At 44.3% G+C, this 16492-nt stretch carries 18 protein-coding genes, 1 tRNA gene and 1 pseudogene; 9 read left to right on the plus strand and 11 right to left on the minus strand.

Annotation, left to right across the window (positions count from 1 at the left end):
• A pseudogene (locus tag AC3OH0_RS04510) lies at positions 1-584 on the minus strand (indolepyruvate ferredoxin oxidoreductase subunit alpha); the annotation flags it as partial.
• 122 nt (positions 585-706) lie between these two features.
• On the opposite strand from AC3OH0_RS04510, the gene AC3OH0_RS04515 reads away from it, so the two are divergent.
• The gene (locus AC3OH0_RS04515; protein ID WP_193436046.1) at positions 707-1060 is read left to right on the plus strand and encodes a hypothetical protein; all 354 of its coding nucleotides are present in this window, start codon (positions 707-709) and stop codon (positions 1058-1060) included.
• A 7-nt stretch (positions 1061-1067) separates the two neighbouring features.
• Here the strand turns inward: AC3OH0_RS04515 and AC3OH0_RS04520 are convergent, their stop codons facing one another.
• Positions 1068-1700 (minus strand): hypothetical protein, encoded by a 633-nt coding sequence (locus AC3OH0_RS04520; protein WP_498344914.1) that lies wholly within the window; start codon positions 1698-1700, stop codon positions 1068-1070.
• Positions 1701-1752: 52 nt separating this feature from the next.
• Here AC3OH0_RS04520 and AC3OH0_RS04525 point away from each other — a divergent pair, with 52 nt between their 5' ends.
• From AC3OH0_RS04525 to AC3OH0_RS04535, 3 genes are all read left to right on the plus strand, one after another.
• Complete coding sequence (locus AC3OH0_RS04525) at positions 1753-2256, plus strand: hypothetical protein (RefSeq protein ID WP_498344915.1); 504 nt, start codon at positions 1753-1755, stop codon at positions 2254-2256.
• Positions 2257-2289: 33 nt separating this feature from the next.
• Positions 2290-2363: transfer RNA gene (locus tag AC3OH0_RS04530), tRNA-Lys, on the plus strand.
• Between the two features lie 29 nt (positions 2364-2392).
• Positions 2393-3292, plus strand: a complete 900-nt coding sequence (locus AC3OH0_RS04535; protein WP_498344916.1) for a metallophosphoesterase — start codon at positions 2393-2395, stop codon at positions 3290-3292.
• A gap of 206 nt (positions 3293-3498) precedes the next feature.
• On the opposite strand, the gene AC3OH0_RS04540 is transcribed toward AC3OH0_RS04535, so the two are convergent.
• Positions 3499-3888 (minus strand): putative metallopeptidase, encoded by a 390-nt coding sequence (locus AC3OH0_RS04540; RefSeq protein WP_498344917.1) that lies wholly within the window; start codon positions 3886-3888, stop codon positions 3499-3501.
• 195 nt (positions 3889-4083) lie between these two features.
• Between AC3OH0_RS04540 and AC3OH0_RS04545 the strand changes: the two genes are divergently transcribed.
• On the plus strand, positions 4084-5226 hold the full coding sequence (locus AC3OH0_RS04545) for a zinc metalloprotease HtpX (protein ID WP_498344918.1): 1143 nt from the start codon (positions 4084-4086) through the stop codon (positions 5224-5226).
• A 2-nt stretch (positions 5227-5228) separates the two neighbouring features.
• Here AC3OH0_RS04545 and AC3OH0_RS04550 read toward each other — a convergent pair whose 3' ends face one another.
• The 6 genes from AC3OH0_RS04550 to AC3OH0_RS04575 all read right to left on the minus strand — a co-directional run bounded on the left by AC3OH0_RS04550 (position 5229) and on the right by AC3OH0_RS04575 (position 11432).
• Positions 5229-5729, minus strand: coding sequence for a hypothetical protein (locus AC3OH0_RS04550; protein ID WP_227410852.1), 501 nt, complete (start codon positions 5727-5729; stop codon positions 5229-5231).
• Between the two features lie 33 nt (positions 5730-5762).
• A complete protein-coding gene (locus AC3OH0_RS04555; RefSeq protein WP_498344919.1) occupies positions 5763-6344 on the minus strand; it encodes a TATA-box-binding protein in 582 nt (193 codons plus the stop codon).
• Positions 6345-6392: 48 nt separating this feature from the next.
• Complete coding sequence (locus AC3OH0_RS04560) at positions 6393-8078, minus strand: DUF2070 family protein (RefSeq protein ID WP_498344920.1); 1686 nt, start codon at positions 8076-8078, stop codon at positions 6393-6395.
• Positions 8078-8596 (minus strand): hypothetical protein, encoded by a 519-nt coding sequence (locus AC3OH0_RS04565; RefSeq protein ID WP_498344921.1) that lies wholly within the window; start codon positions 8594-8596, stop codon positions 8078-8080. The genes AC3OH0_RS04560 and AC3OH0_RS04565 overlap by 1 nt, the downstream gene beginning before the upstream one ends.
• Before the next feature lie 75 nt (positions 8597-8671).
• Positions 8672-9439: an ATP/GTP-binding protein gene (locus tag AC3OH0_RS04570; RefSeq protein WP_498344922.1), complete on the minus strand. Its 768-nt coding sequence runs from the start codon at positions 9437-9439 to the stop codon at positions 8672-8674.
• A gap of 157 nt (positions 9440-9596) precedes the next feature.
• Positions 9597-11432, minus strand: a complete 1836-nt coding sequence (locus tag AC3OH0_RS04575; protein ID WP_498344923.1) for an ATP-dependent DNA ligase — start codon at positions 11430-11432, stop codon at positions 9597-9599.
• Positions 11433-11807: 375 nt separating this feature from the next.
• Here AC3OH0_RS04575 and AC3OH0_RS04580 point away from each other — a divergent pair, with 375 nt between their 5' ends.
• Positions 11808-13526 (plus strand): hypothetical protein, encoded by a 1719-nt coding sequence (locus AC3OH0_RS04580; RefSeq protein WP_498344924.1) that lies wholly within the window; start codon positions 11808-11810, stop codon positions 13524-13526.
• Here the strand turns inward: AC3OH0_RS04580 and AC3OH0_RS04585 are convergent.
• On the minus strand, positions 13523-14131 hold the full coding sequence (locus AC3OH0_RS04585; RefSeq protein WP_498344925.1) for a uracil-DNA glycosylase family protein: 609 nt from the start codon (positions 14129-14131) through the stop codon (positions 13523-13525). The two genes, AC3OH0_RS04580 and AC3OH0_RS04585, sit on opposite strands and share 4 nt — an antisense overlap.
• 84 nt (positions 14132-14215) lie before the next feature.
• Here AC3OH0_RS04585 and AC3OH0_RS04590 point away from each other — a divergent pair, with 84 nt between their 5' ends.
• Entirely contained in the window at positions 14216-14983 is a 768-nt protein-coding gene (locus AC3OH0_RS04590) for a GtrA family protein (protein WP_498344926.1), read from the plus strand.
• Positions 14984-14993: 10 nt separating this feature from the next.
• Positions 14994-15242: a DUF5622 domain-containing protein gene (locus AC3OH0_RS04595; protein ID WP_193436059.1), complete on the plus strand. Its 249-nt coding sequence runs from the start codon at positions 14994-14996 to the stop codon at positions 15240-15242.
• 34 nt (positions 15243-15276) lie between these two features.
• On the opposite strand, the gene AC3OH0_RS04600 is transcribed toward AC3OH0_RS04595, so the two are convergent.
• Entirely contained in the window at positions 15277-15933 is a 657-nt protein-coding gene (locus AC3OH0_RS04600) for a metallophosphoesterase (RefSeq protein WP_498344967.1), read from the minus strand.
• Between the two features lie 65 nt (positions 15934-15998).
• On the opposite strand from AC3OH0_RS04600, the gene AC3OH0_RS04605 reads away from it, so the two are divergent.
• Positions 15999-16484, plus strand: coding sequence for a hypothetical protein (locus AC3OH0_RS04605; protein ID WP_498344927.1), 486 nt, complete (start codon positions 15999-16001; stop codon positions 16482-16484).
• Positions 16485-16492 lie beyond the last annotated feature (8 nt).

Raw genomic sequence — 16492 nt, forward strand, 5'->3', positions numbered from 1 at the left:
CCCTTACATACCGGTGATTCTGGAAGGTCCTCGTCGAGGGTTACGGGTTGCCTGGTATGGCTAATCCTTGTAGTCGTCCTCAAGATGACGGGGTGTCCATACTTTTCACTCAGTTTAAACGCTTCTTTAGTGTAATGATATGCTTCCCTAGGGCTACTCGGCTCCACAACCGGGATGTGAGATATGAACCCATACCACCTATTGTCCTGCTCGTTCTGACTGCTGTAATGACCTGGGTCATCAGCTGAAACCACTACGAATCCTGCCTTAACGCCCGCGTAGGCGCTGCTCATTAAAATATCTGCTGCCACATTCAATCCCACATGCTTCATCGCTGTTAGACTCTTAACCCCTGAAATCGCTGCAGCATAGGCTGTTTCAAACGCGACTTTCTCGTTAACGCTCCATTCAACCCAGATCTTCAAATCCTTAGCAACTTCCGAGAGTGTCTCAACTATTTCAGTTGAAGGTGTTCCCGGATAGGCAGCGGCCATGCATATTCCAGACTCCAGTGCTCCTCTAGCAATAGCTTCGTTCCCCATTAACAGAACCGTTTCGCCTTTCCTCGCTAGAATGGGGTTCATCAATAATCACGCAATAATCTTAATAAAGAGTTGGGTTAATGAATATTTCTTTTATATAGTGGGATTAATTAGTGATAAAGTTTAAATATTTAGATTCCCACTAATTAATATATGGTGATAATATGGTTAAAGGGAAAATAGTGTATGAGGATTTCGACCTGGTTGTTGAGATCGCTCCTAGAGATAGCGAGCTCCCAGAAATGGTATTAAACGCTATTAGGAACAAGGGGAGACCGTTGTTCTTCGACGAATTGGTGAAAGAGTTCAGCGGTATTGCAGGAGAGGACAGGGTTAGAAGAGCTGTCAACCACCTCTTAGCTTTGAAAATGATTGTTGAATACCCGGATGGAAGCTTAGGAACTCCAGGCATGAAATGGGAGCCTAGAGCTGGTAAGAAGAGAAGGAGGAAGAGAACTCCACGTTTAATGACGGATATTGAAGAAGGCAAAACTTACTACAAAACTCCTATTCATTAAATCTTTTTTACCTCACCCTTCTCTTCCCATGGGTATCAAATACCGTAACTCCTTTCCCCTGAGCACATTTTTCAAATCCTTCCAAGACTACGCCGTAACGCTCCTGTAGTTCACATATAAAATCCTCTGGAACTATTGCGAGAGCGTTCCTACTGGTTTGGATAGAGTACGCTTTTGATAGAAGCGGGGAAACCTTTGCCTCCTCCACCACAACATCTAAGTATACTGGGAGCCTTGTGGTATTTACGAAGCCTCTCTGTCTTTTAACACCATACTTATCTATGAAAAATTCTCCCACTTTTATCCCATCAGTGCAGATACCCTTATTATCGCATTCAATAGGCTTTATTTCTTCCGCGAGAATCTGCTCCAGCAATTCATCTGCAAGCGGTTTAGAGGTTTTTAGCGATGACGCCTCTTTGCTAGATTCCTCCTCGACTAGGCTTCTCGTTTTTGATTGACTTGTTCTGGATTCAACCAATTCTAGAATGTGCTTTGCCACGTCTTCCTCATCACTAGAATCCGATGGTTTCAACTGCTCACTAACATTCCCGACAGGTTTTTTCTCGAAATCCTCCTGCGTGTTTTTCTTGAAAAACTCGGTAAGCTTCCTACTCCGCGGTTTCTCTCGCTGCGACAATTTCTCACACTCTTAAATAATGTCTACAGGGTAATTTAAAAATGGTGAGAAAATGCTGATGACTCCACGGATTTTGCTAATGCTCGCGCTGGGCTTGCTCCTATTATCCATAATCCTGTCATTTCTAGGAAGCTATGAAAGCATAAACGTTGTTGAAGGCGATAAAGATTTTGAAGTAAGTGGAAAGTCATTCTACACTCTCAGCATGCTCATACAGGATCCTAGAGTGTTTAATGCTAGAAGAATCGACTTTGAATTCCTTAATAAAGGGGCAAACCCGGTCAACATAACTTTTAAAACCAATGAAACCATCGTACATTCCACAGTCTTACCAGCTGGGGGATCTGGTTCTTTCCAGTTAACAAACTTTAGTGTCTTCGAGAACGTAGTCGTATTTGACTCGATGGGAACGCAGGTAGGAGTTGCTTACAGGCTTGAGACTACGTCTCTCCCGTATGCAGGCTTATCCATTATCGCATTGATATCGTTGGTTATAGGCACGATCCTCCTCATCCAATACGTTGCAGTGAAAGTTTCGTTGAAAACAGAAAAATAAATATAAAAGCTCTTGGATTATTAAAGAAGCTTGGGGCCCGTAGCTCAGCCTGGTAGAGCGGCGGGCTCTTAACCCGTAGGTCCCGGGTTCAAATCCCGGCGGGCCCGCTACCTCTTTTCTTAACGGTGAAGGATGCTTGCTACGGAAACTATTCCCAGAGATGGAAAGTCTCGAAATATACGTTATACCTGGCACGCCATTCCTCTACTTTTCAAGGAGAAAGACCTTAGTAATGGCTGATTTACACTTAGGCTTCGAGGAGGCAGCTGCGAGAGGTTTGGAGTATTCTTTGCGTGGAAAAAGCGGTTACTCAGGCATTTTCCTACCGAGAATCCAGTTCAGGAAGATTGTTGAGATGTTGAACTATGTTCTAGAGCACGTCAGCGTGGAAAGAGTAATCGTTAACGGGGATTTGAAACACGCTTTTGACAGGTTGCTTAGACAGGAGAAAATAGAGGTTAGGAGTCTACTCAAGCATTTTAAGGAGCGAGGTATAAGTGAGTTCCTGCTAGTAAGAGGGAATCACGACAATTTTGTGAGAAACATAGTTAAAGGTGAAGGCGGAAACATAGCCAATGCCCTTAGCGTTCCTGATAACAATGCTCAAGTCTTCATTACCCACGGACATGAGTATTTTCCCTCGGAAGAATACAACATAGTGGTAATTGGTCACGAACATCCTAGCTTGAAGTGTTTCGGAGGAAGAAGGTTTCCTGTCTTCCAGAAAATACCTCTAGACAAAGATAAGTGGTTGGTGATAATGCCTGCTACAGGACCATATCATCCAGGAACACAGGTTTCACCCAATCCTGAGAACTACTTATCACCCTATGTTAAAAAAGCAGGGCTCCTTTACAAGTCAAAAATCCTTCTGTGGATTGAAATAGAAAAGGGTGAGGAAATCGTTGAGCAAGTGTCTACAGTGCTTGAATCCCCTCTCCTCAGAATTGACCGCCTGGTATTCGGGGGTAAGGAATACGCATTAATAGAGTTTGCGGATTTAGAAACAGCCTCTATACTGTGCTCTTACGAGTAAGGATCCCTTGTTAAACTCAGTTAATCGACCCATCATCACTGTTCAGATTATGTCGGCTTCAGCATTCACGTAAAATATTGTGTTTATCACTTAAAATGATTAACCATGATGCGGAAAGTTTTATAATGTTAGAAGAAGAGGATTGGATGAAACAGCGCATTAGCTGGATCATTATCAAACATCTACAATAGGTTTCGCTGAACCCTCTATGCTTCGAGGATTCGCCGCTCCTGGAGTTTCCTGTAAAGCTGGTTAACCATCCTACCATTCACGTATTTACCGTGAGGTCTAAGACCCCCTTCGAAATTTCTGGGAATATGGAGGAGCTCGTGTATCAATACTTTATCCTTCTCCTCCTCTGTAAGCTTGTCATATCTCTCCGAAATCAACTCTATAATGTAGAAGGGTTTAATCCCCGTCGCGAACGCGTAAATGCGTGGGAAACCGTGGATTCGGGCAAGGGCTCTGGACTTGCTTCCTACCGATCGGACGACAACTATTCTTTTCAAATCTATATGATTAAACTCGGGCTGTAAATTTCTCACAATCTTTCTTATTCTTTCAAGAACATCCTCAGCACGAAAGTATTTAATCAACGCCTGCACCAGGACTCCTTGTATGTTAATCAAAGTATTAAAGAATCCTCCCTAGAGTCAGCCCCCGTGTTCGTTAACACGTACTGTATTTTAAACAGTGTCTCTAGGATGTGAGGCTGGCTAAAAGGTTACTTTGTAAACCATGTTTTAACATTTATTAAGAGTTAGAAGAGTTATCCAAAAAAGGTGACAGTAATGTGGTTGTTGTTTTACGATATAGGCTGGTTTATGGCTACGATCATCGCTTACGCTATTGGCTTCATTGCCCTTATGCTTCTGGCAGGGCTCGTAGCGCCAAAAGTTGCTAGGAAGCTGACAAACAGGTTTTCACTCTATACGTCAATGTACCTTGCAGGAGCACTAGCAGTTCTCTCAGGAATTGCCGGTCTCGTGCTTATATTTACAGCCCTAGCTGAGGTCGCCGGGTTCGCTGTTTCAGCACTGTTTATTGCCGGGTTCGCAGTATTCATTTTAATAATCAATCTACTATCATACCTGTTCTCACCGCTAATGATTAATCTAGCATACGGAGCCAAGCCTGACGCGGAGTTGCAGGGAATTGTTAACCGCGTAGCTGAAAAAGCAGGCTTCAAGAAGGCTCCCAAGGCAGTCGTGGTTAGAGGACCTCCTAACGCGTTCGCATACGGTAATCTATTACTAGGCAAGTACGTAGCGGTTTCAACAGAGATGTTGAGAATAACTAATAGAGAGGAGTTGGAAGCGGTCATAGGGCACGAACTAGGGCATCACAAGCACAGGGATAATGCTTTAATGCTGTTCATGGGGATATTCCCCAGCCTCATATACTATCTCGGTGTTATGCTGATACGGGCTGGCATACTCACCGGTGTTTCAAGACTATCATCCAGGGATCGCAGGGGAGGCGGGGGAGTGTTCTTAATGCTGGTGGGCGTTGCCGCGGTCGTTTTAAGCTTTATTGTTCAAATCCTAGTTCTCGCTTTCAGCCGGTTAAGAGAGTACTATGCAGACGCTCATGGAGCAAAAGTATCATCTCCGAGAAGCATGCAACGGGCTCTTGCGAAACTGCACCTGTATTACAACTACTATGAGAGAGGGTATGAGCAGTTATCGAATAGTAAGTTGAAGACGCTTTTCATATATGCTTTAACAGAGACCCTGGCCAACCCGTTCTACCACTACACGCCGCCGCCTCCGAGAGACTTCAACACGGATGTTGACCAGGTTATAGAGGAGTTGAAGAGAAAGGAGGAGGGAGGCTTCAAGGAGATAATGAGCACCCACCCGCCAATACCGAAGAGGCTCAGATTCCTTGATTATGTTGGATTCCGCCCGGTTAGGATAGAAGAATACGTTTAGCCTCAGCATTCGACGCGGAGAATGTTACCTCCTTTTTTCTTCAAATCTTTCAGGATTTTCACCGCTCTCCTTCTTCCTGGAGTGGCGTGATATGCCTCCCTCCTGTTTGAGGCCGGCTTGCCTGAAACATAGTCGTAAACAACTACTATTGTGACCCCAACTCCGTAACTGTTAACCCGGTTTTTCAGGTTTTCCAAGTCCTTGACTACCGAGCCCACCTCCTCGCATCCGAAAGGTATCTCTATCAATGCTTCCTCGGTTCCTCTCCCATAGTCAAGCCCGTAAACTACTACCCCCCTGTATTTAATGGCGAAGTCTTCTACAAGTCTCGTAAGCTCACCTGTCACGCTGTTAGGGACATACGGGTTTAACCCTTTCTCCATAGTGTATTCTTCGAAGCGATCTAGATCGATTAGGACTATTAATCCGGGCGTCATCTTGGAAAAGTGTTCAGAGTGAGCTGTAAGGTCATCATCCCTAGTAGGGTCCATGTGGCTGCCCACTTCATCACTAAAAAATAGTATCGTATAATACTCTTATAATTCCTCCCTAATCCCTGCGATACATCCTAGCTCGAGAAGCTGGTTTCCGATATTCACAACAGCCCTTTCTACTTCAACCTCTTCTTTCGCGCCTGTTATTACCATTTTCCCGCTACTAAATATCAAGAGGACAACTCTGGGATTCCTCATCCTATGAATAAGCCCGGGAAACTGCTCTGGCTCATACATGCTGTCTTCGAGAAGGTACGCAGCCTTCTCTAAGTGGACGTAAGCTCCAATATCTCCACTCGCAACTATATTTTGAATTTGTATCCTAGGCTTACCGGTAACCTTGATATCATATCTCAGTAACACCTTAATCATTCTCTTAACTGCTTCGATTAACTGTTGAGTGCTTTTAGCACCTGTTACAACCATTTTACCGGATTTAAAAATAAGGGCTGTTGTCTTAGGCTTGTCAAGCCTGAAGATTAAGCCGGGAAACTGATCCGGCTTATACGTGATAGCTGGGATACGTGTTTCAATAAGTTCAAGGTCAAGCTCATGCTCCAATATTACGGTAGCGACAATGTTCTCTATTTTATAGCTTGGTTTTAAAACAGCTCCACTACTCATGAAAACCCCCTGATGAATTTATTTATAAACCCCCGGGTTTAAAAAGGTCTAAAACCCTGTGAAGACCCAAATAAGCTTAAGCAGCACGGGTGTGAGGAAAGCGTAAGCTATTAGAAGCAGTGCCGACTCTACATAGGACTTCCTTACAAGTTGCTCGAGTTGAAAAGCCGAATCGCCGAGTAGCTTCACGTTCAGGTTTTCCTTAATCACACATAGTTTTCCACCGGGTTCAATATTTTTAAAACGCTCCAGCTGAGCCTCCAAGTCTCTTCTCAAGCTATCACTATAGTGGACGGGGATATATGTTATATTGGCTCTAATCCCTGTCTCCGTGTGCTCATCGTTTGTTAAAACTTCAGCAATCACTTCTCCACCCAGGCTATTCCTTATCAATTCAACTAAGGTGTCACGTAGTCCTGGCTCCATGTTATTACCGCGCAGTAGAAGCAGTACTAGCCTCTCGTAGTTTAAACTCCATATTTGAAGGAGACATGCTTCACCGTCAATGAGTCCAGGTGCATCAGTTTTAAAGCAGAGATGCTTAATCAATGGTTTCTCCGGCCTCCTGCTCCTCATTTTTTCAACCAAGCCGAGAGATTCCTCAAGAGCTTCCCCTAGTTCTTCGAAATCCATCTCCTCCTGTCTCTCCCAATTATGCGCGTCAACTAGTATTACGTCCCCGAGCCCAAGGTTTTTAGCTTTTAACGCATACTCGACCTGTAGCTCGTAAGGTAGGTCATCTATTCCTTTAACGGGACGTGAAACTATTAGGAAAGCAACCTTGTCGAATACTATTCCAGTTATCTCCCAGTAATCCCTGCTTCTCGCTTTGAAAGAGCCATGGTATTTTAATTCTTCTTCACAATCCTCAAGGATGACCGTCTCTAAACGAGAAAGATAGTCTTTAACGTATTTTGAGCTGGCAATATTTCTATCGTGTGAACCAAACCCGTGGAGAAGGTAAACATCTAATCCCAGCTTACTGTAAGCATCCCTGATCAGCAGAGGTAGTTGACTACTTCCCGTGTTGGAGAACGGGCCGTAGTGAAGATCAGTATATAATAGTGCAAAGCTGTTCGTTCTCAAAATGTAGGAAGTCACATTATGGTAGACCCCTAGGCTATCGAAGACTTTTTCTATTTCCCTGTCACCGTTTAGCCAGTTTCGTAGGAATAGGGATCCAAGGTCAGGGGCTTTAAAACCGTTAATCCTGTGTCTCCCCATGACAGCGTAAACTGTTAGATCCAGGAGCACGATCAGTAGAAGGGAAAACGAGAGGGAAGAAATGTAAATACTGGGGAACTCGAGAATTGCCTGGTCTATGAGGAGAAGAGTAACTAGTGGTGGAAGTACAGCGACTATGTAACGCCACCACCTGGTTCCATCAAGACCTTGGATAACAATGGTTAACAGTATTGCTGACGAAATAGTTGAAACCCTCCAGTCCCTGAGCAACACATAGTTTATGAGAGAGTATATCAGCACCGTGAGAGACAACCCCACTCTTCTCTTCAGCTTGTGGAAAACGGTGTTTTTAGTAATTCTCCTATAAACCTCCAAAACAACTAGTGTTATGATTGTATTAGTGATGAATGGGATTGACTCGTCCCGGAGGAGTGCAACAGTTAAAAGTAAAACTCCTATTATACTCGCGGCTAAGATTTTCCAGTGGGGTAGCGAGAAGAGTATTGAATAGTACTTACCCACAGCCGTCTTCGGGCGGTACAATCCCATTACAGCACACCCTTCGAGTCAAGAATCCACGCGATTCTAAACATAACTAAGAATGCTACTATTATGAGGGATAGAACACTGCCAGCCCAGGTAGTGAGAGCTAAATACATTAAAAGTGCTCCTACAAGGATGGCAACCCCGGTTATAGCCGACTCTACAAGAACGTAGAAGATTACTATCAAAATTATCATAACCAGTAGTGAAGTGGAGGAAATCCGCGGGATGTTCAGGAGCCCTGTTAAAAAATACCATGCAGCCAAACCTGATAGAAGGCTCAACGATGCCTTGAAAATCCACCAACCAATCAAAACTCCTATTATAAACATGAGAAGAAAAACTACGAGTCCGCCGCCCACGCCTGAAACCATGGTTGCGAGAACGAACCCCGCCGCCCCGAGGAAGCCTCCGAAGCCTATGCCCACTATTAGCTTAACAATACTCTTACCTCCGAACAAAAGTACAAAACCATACACGAATAGGAAAAACGCTGCAACCGGGTCAATCACAAAATCTGTCATTCCACCCGCCTTGACACCTTACCTGAATGTTAATTGATAATAAGAAGATTTTAACATTTAACAGGATTTGGTTCATCAAGTTAAATCGCCGCAGGCGCAGAAAGCCTCCTGGAGGATGTTGTGAAGACTCCTCAAGCTCTCCACGTCATGAATCGACACCATGACGGCCCTTAAAGCCCCCTTTGTTTTCATAGCTATCTGGATCAGCTCTGGGATAATCTCGCTTTGCAATCCTTCTATGAGGTTTTCTTTCGAAGCCAAAACGCCAGGATCCTCGATCAACTCTTTCAGCAATGATAGGTTGCGTGCCATGTCGGCCTTGCTTATGATTGGAACGGTTAACAAGCCCGTCTTCACCTGGATTAACACGTACATAAACCACGAGGTTACAGCATCTGGGACATTACTAATTATGGAGGCGTCTATCATGTACCCTACTACTAGATTAGTCCTACGAGAAATCTTTGCCAGGAATTCTCTTGCCTCGGGCTGGAAGATGAAGGCTTCCAGCTGACCTGGAGTATCGATTAAGACGTAATCCCATTTATCGAGATTTGAGAACGGTTCTTCACGCATGATTTCATCGGTTAGATGAGATATCATTTCGGCGGATTTGAGGAAGGCTGCGTTCGGGCCTAGCCCGTATTTTTTCATCAAATCCGTTAACGTAAAGTACTTCCTTATATCAAATACTGGAATATATGGTAATGCCTCAACCCCTGGGTCTAGATTTACACAGGCCACTCTTGCAAGCAAACTAGTTCTAAGCCACTTAGAGTAATGGGACACTATACTGGTTTTCCCGCTACCAGCCATTCCAGCGAAAACAATAACTGATACCAATTACTCCCCCCATCCCTAGCGTGACAATTTGTTTTGAGTTATGAGGAAATGTTAATATAACACTTAATCAAAATATTATTTCGTGAATCCCCGCGACACTCCGCAGACATCCCCGTAGAGGGTTAGGGTGAAGCGGAGGCTCGTTTATGCTTTCGACTCAGGCTTCCTCTCCGGTTTGAACCGTTTTCTCACCAATCCTTCTAAGCTGGAGCCTGTACATTTCAACAAGCTCATCACTTGTGGTAGCATCCTCAGGTTTTTTATCATCCCTCCACCGAATGAATCTCGGAAACCTTATTGAGACGCCTGCCTCAGGCTTGATCTTACCGTAGGCACAAGTGTGTACTGGTGAGAGCGTTAGCTCTGCACCTATTATTTCAGCAACCAAAGCCGGCTCAACCCAAACATCCGGCTCCATCTCCGCTATAACTCTTAAGGGTTTCCTATCCCGGATGAAAGGCTTGAGCATCTCGGGAATCCTGTCCAAGTCCTCATCTGTGAAGCCGGAGCCAACCTTGCACACGGTTTCGAATGTATCGTTTTCAGGATTATATGAAGCCATGAGTAAAGTTCCGAACTTACCTCCTCTTCTCCCCCTCCCGTAAAAAGCGCCGACCACTACTAAATCCACTGTGTCCACCATTTCACTTCTGTAGTCTCGTTTAAACTTAATCCATAGCCACCCTCTCGTTCCTGCCTGGTAAATCGATCCTTCGTGCAAAGCCTTAACCATGACCCCTTCCGCACCCTCGCTGATTGCTTGGAGGAAGAATTTTTCAAGCTCGCCTGGATCGGAGGTTCTAATATACTCTGCAACCCTGAATTCCTCTGTCTGATTAACAATCTCCTCAAGCCTCTTCCTTCTTTCAATAAGCTTCTTCACAGTATAGTCTACGCCATTCTCGTAGAGAAGGTCGAACAAGAAGACTTTAACAGGGTTTTCCTTCACCGCAACATGTATGTCGTATTTCCTCTTCCTATGCATTAATTCCTGGAAAGGTTTCAGCTCGCCAGTGCTGGGATCGTAAGCGACTATCTCCCCCTCAACTATTGCCTTATCAGCCTTCATGTTTTTCAAAGCCATCTCGACAACATCAGGGTATTGGTGAGTTATGTTTTCGAGTCTTCTAGAATAAATGATGATTTTGTTTCCGTCCTTGTGGATTTGCGCCCTCTCCCCGTCGTACTTATACTCGACAAAGGCTTCACCCTCAACCTTTTCCAGTATCTCCTTAGCGTCGCTCAACCTTTCCGCGAGCATCGGCCTTATTGGAATCCCAACCATGGGAGTTATTTGTTTAATAGCCTCCACACCCTGGGAAGCAAGTATTTTCGCAACCTCCCCTAGGTCCGCTCTTAAATTATAGGCTCTCTCAATAACGGGTCGGAGGTGAGCGCCCCCGGCGAAAACAATGCTGAGAGCATCCATTATCGTAGCATCCCCTATGCCCAGCCTCAGCTTCCCTTCAACAAACCTTACAATATACTTAGCTTCCTCAGGGGTAGCATCGGATAGTAAGCCTGCTAGAAGCCTTATCTTCAAGTCCTTACTGCCCTCACCCTGCGCTAGCGCTATCCTGGTTAAAACCTCGTACACCTTGTTAACCGTGAGCTCCTGTTTTTTCTCAACAAAAGAGAACAGCGTCGCCCCCTTGCTCTTCTCTAATAAACGAGTCTTTAACGCTTCAACCGTTAAGCCCGCGTCACCCTTGGATTTTAAAATCTCCTCGACAACTTTATCCGAGGAATGAGTGGATAAGGAGATGGCTTTAATTAATAATTTTTCAGCTATTCCCAGCTCGGGGAGGCCTTTCCAGTCAGGCCATAATCTAGCCTGTATCAAGTAGACGACTTTATCTATAACATCCGGAGGAGTTTGCTTAAACAAGTTCACTAGTATTGCAGTCAGCTGGGTTCTTGCAGTCGTTGTCTCCAGCTTTTTGAAGAAATCAACTATAACACTAAAGGGCATGTCTCGTTGAACCTGGGACATAACAGCTACGCCATAAAATATTATTGATTAAAGGACTGTTTTATACTTGGTGATTAGTTGGCGTGTTAGCGAATGCTGACTCCGTCTTCATGATTTAAAGAACTCCTCACTAGGCGTAGACGGGCTCCGTGTAGTCAGGCTCTACCGTCATTCATGATTCTGAGTGATAGGCTGGGGGAAACTCCTGGGCAATCTTACTTTCCTGGCAAAATTAATAAACAGAAGAACAATGGTCGAGGGAATCAAGGCGGTAATCGGTTAATTATTAAACCCTGTTTCAACTTAATTGTATTACAGTGATGACAACCCGGCAATTATGAGCTGGTAAGCTGTGATTGATCAGTGTTACGCTGAAAGCATTAGAGGGCGAGGTTTTTGAAGTTCACTGCGATAATCGCATTGATCATGTGTTTAACAACAGCTTTAGCAGGCTTTGGGGAATACAATACAAAAGAGTCTTCCACGTATAAGCTGAGCTTGCTAGCCATCGATAATGAGGGAAGAGGCAGGATAGTTGACGTCTACATTACTGTTTCAACACCTGGAAGAGGAGTTGTCACAGTAATCCCTTCGAACGCGTTCTCACAGGACACCCTTCTATCCTTCAAACTAGCCCTACTATATTCGTCGCTCCTAACCGGAGAAGACTATAAGCGGTTAGACTACACTATTTCGGTGCAGGGGATTGCCCAGGTTGAAGGCACTAGTGCAACACTTCTCTTCATGGTTTTCGCCATATCATTGCTGAGGAATGAGTCGTTCGATTCGTTGAAATCGGCTACAGGTGTAATCGGCCCCGGCGGGATCGTAGGTAGGGTGGGAGGTATCGCCCAGAAAGTGGATGCGGCTAAACATTCCGGGCTGAAGCTGGTTACTGGCCCGTTTACAGCAAACGTAACAGACGAGATTTATCAACCAGTACTGACAGTGTTCCAAGCTTATGAAAAATTCTCTGAAACCGGGTTATTCCCCGAGTTGAATTACGAGAACATGTATAGTCCCTCCCTAACCTCATATTTTGAAAAGGTTTGGATGGATTTCTATAATAAAACGAATCATATTGTTATGTTATTGAATGAGTCTATGTGGATGGATTCCTTCCTCGAGAACTCGTTGAACCTGTTAAGCCTTTCCACAAAATATGCTGAAGTGGAACATTTCTATACAGCTTCATCAATAGCTTTCCAAGCCTATTATTACGGGTATTCCAGCCTTCTAAACTACTCCTACCATACATCTCTAACCGATTTTGAGAATAATGTTTTGAATATTAAGAAAAAGATTAAAGAAGCACGACAATTTGTTGAGGAACAGGTCCAGCTTGAAACATGCTATAATCCCTTACTTATCGACTTGTACATGAACGCCTTGAAGAGAATAGAGGAGTCTGAGGAAGCTCTCAGAGCGGCTGATGAAAGCGTCGAGCTGATCCATAGGATAGGAAACTATTCATACTCACTAGCTCGGGCCGAAACCAGTCTGGCATGGGTTAATGCAAGTAATATCTATGGAAGACGTAATTGCATGGCTAGCCCATTACTCGACACCTACCTGGCCAGGATGCATGAGCTTCTATCAACAAGTAAATCATATTATGAAGCAATGTCTTATTTGATCGGTTTTGAACCCGCACCTCTAACTGGAAACAGTTTTCTAGACCTTGTTTACACTTTTAAAGCTTTTGAAGAAATGGCTGAACAGCTATATTACAATCCAGCCTTGATCAGAAATGAAATATTCCCAGCCCTGAATAACTCGAGCATAAAGGAAATTCTTTTCAACTCATTAAAAACTCTGAGCGTCTACGTGATGAGCAAGCTTGGCCTCGTCATACCTTCGATAATAACAATGATCGAATTCTTAACCGATGCTTCAACCATGGATTATAGAATAGACTATCTCATAGTCCAGATAATGATCCTCCACGCCTATGCGTACAGTTTTCTAACATTTACATTGCATAACACTGTTGAATATAGCCCCTCCTACCTCTTCGATCCCACTGTGATCCCAATCTCCCTGATACCCTTCCTTGTAATCTTATGCATGACTGGGTTTTCCCTCATAATTCTAAGTTTGAGGAAAACTGATTAAGGCTGGGAAGAACCCTTCTCCAGCCCGGCGATAATAGGTTTCACAACCTTGGTGAAGTCTTCTAGGATAATGTTTTTAAGTCTAGGATTATAGAGAGCGGCCGCAGGGTGAAACGTTGGAATAGACAAGGCTTCAACCCCGAAAACCTTGATTTCGAAAACCTTACCGTGATCCTTCATCACCCCGTGCCACTCAACCCCTGCTAAACCATAGATGGTCTCCGCGGCAGTGTTTCCCAGAAGTATTAAGACTCTGGGTTTCAACAATCTCAACTGACGGCTCAAGTATCCCAGACACTGAGAGATCTCATCTCTCCTAGGCTTCCTGTTACCAGGGGGCCTACATTTCACAATATTTGTAATGAAAACCTCCTCCCTTTTCAGCCCAGCGCTTTCCAGTAAAGTGTTCAAAAACTTTCCCGCAGACCCTCCAAAGGGAGTGCCTGACTCGTCTTCTTTTCTACCAGGAGCTTCCCCGATCACCACGACTCTCGCAGTTAAAGGCCCCTCGCCAGGGACGGGGTTAGTCCTGCTTTCATGCAGCCTGCATTTTCTACAACTCCTTATCTCGTTGAAAATCCCCGACCACTCCTCGTACAATGACACGATATCTGCACCATTTATGAATTTAACCCTATACTAGTATATGATAGTTATCGGTCTAGCCAACGACGCGAGCGGTTGAGCGTAATGAATTATGTGAAATGTGCTGAAAGAAACGGCTGGAAAATATTTGTTCGCAGAGGGTTTGAAACATTATGCGCAAAACTAACGGATATTAGTTACCCACCCGCGATAGATTGTGTAGAAGTAAGAACTCGTCTACCTCTCAGGGTTAAGCTTGCAATACTTATGAACTCTCTCAAGAGGCTTGAAAAACCCGGGTTTGAAAAGCCCATTGGTATCATGGTTAATAATAAAGAGGAAGTCATCCTGGAAAAACATAGTTGTGAAGCCTTAGAGATTTCGCTCAACCTGGAAGATGCTAATAGGGTTGTGAGAAGCATTCTCCCAGTATTCATCGCTCTACCGCTCATTGAACCCTTAAGAGTCATGAAGTTCGTAGTTGTCGGGGTTGCAGGAAGCGTTGTGAACTTGGCTGTTGCCCAATTCGTTTTCAACCTGTTCACAAGTATTGGGGTTTTTGAGTTGATTAAAAACCCTGTTTCATCATTAGCGGGTTTCGAATCAAGCGTATTGTTCAATTTCATCCTGCATGAGAAATGGACTTTCGCCGATACAGACATAGACCGGGGGTTCAGAAACGTTTTTGCTCGATTAGTGAAGTATCATGGAGCAAGCATTGCCAGCTTTTCATCCCAAATACTTCTAGCAACCTTCCTCCCAATACTCCTGGGTGTGGTCTTTTGGCTTGCACAGCTTACAGGAATCATCGTGGGGTTCGCCTTAAACTTTATATTAGGCTACGTGTATACGTGGAGTAGAAGTAGGGTATGAGGGGTTTGACATGGGGTTGAAACACGGGAAGTATGTCTACGTCGACAGGCTGGACGGGACTTATGTTAAGGTGAGAGTGTTAAACATAAGGTTTCATAAGAAGTCCGAGGAGAAAATAGATGTTACAAACCCGACTAGATATATAGTAACGGGAACCGTGACGACGAAGCCTCCTAGGAAAGCTGTTGTAATAAGCATTGAAGCTTTACCGGAAGAAGTGAGAAACCTGGTTAGAACCGTTTCTCCAACACCTCGGTAACGGCACAGACTCGCTGAAGTGCTTCCTTAAAACATTAACCCAGCCTTCTCACTTCCGCTACAACCTCGTTTTCACCAAGTTCCATTATCCCGTAGTATCCTCGCATTAAGGGACCAGGATGTACTATGGTTGTTCTCCCATTTTTCACCACGCCGCTGTGTTCGTGAACATGTCCTGTAACCCATGCAGTAGGGTTGCACTGGTGTAGGAACTCGCGGAATGAGATCGAACCAATGTTATACCCGTTGACCTCATCGAAGAATTGATTGATAGGCGTGTGAGTAACCATTAATAGTTTCCCGCAAACCCTGCTGTTTTCGGTTGGAAGCATTGATTTGAACTCGTCCTCGCTCCATTCGATCATGGTGTGGAAAGGAGAAATGTTGCCTCCACCTATTCCATAAATGTAGTGGCTTCCTAAACTTACGAGTTTACGATGCAAGTTAATGATATCATTTTCCCCCTCCCAAGTGAGAAGCCTGGGGCTGTCGCAGTTCCCGGCGACAAAGAACACCGGCCTGCCTGAGAAATCCCTCATTGATTTTAAAATCTTAACCCCGTGTTCGAAAGGCTTGAAATAAGTTAAGTCTCCAGCCACTATTGTCGCATCGAACTCGCTTCTCAAAGAAGCTACAATCTTCTGATATATTGAAACTTTATCATGAACATCGCTTACAACCAGTAATCGCAGGGCGCCCCACCATTATTATTCATATAATCCCTACAACATATCAAGTTTTCGTGTAGAGTGATAACATGGTAGTTAAGTACAGCGTTAACTCGGGAGTTATCGAGGTAGATGGAAGAGTTTTCATGACCCCTCAGGCCTCAGTTAAGTCTACCGGGCCGGTTACAGGGCTTGTTTCGCCGCAAAAACTCTTTATCGAGGGGGTTTTACCTGAAAACTTCAAAGTCATAGAGGAAGCGGATGCTTTAACCATTGAAGGAGCTAGCGTGGATTTTGAAGGTAAAACGATTGTGGAAAAATTCAACGTTGAAGTGGAGAAGTTAGACGGGTATTCCAAACCCTTAATCCTCTACATTGCGGGTGAGAAAAAGCTGGAGGTGAAAGTGAATAACAAATACGTCTTCCACACTCTCGAGGCATCCTTCAGTATTGAAAAAGGCTACTATGTTTTAAACTTTCTAGCCGCACCTGTCAAGATGGTTTGGATATACCTCGCGGAGGGAAGAATTGATTTGACAAGTAACATGCTGAAGACCATGATTAATGTTAGGTGAGCCGGCGG

It is taken from the genome of Thermosphaera sp. (genome assembly GCF_059755995.1).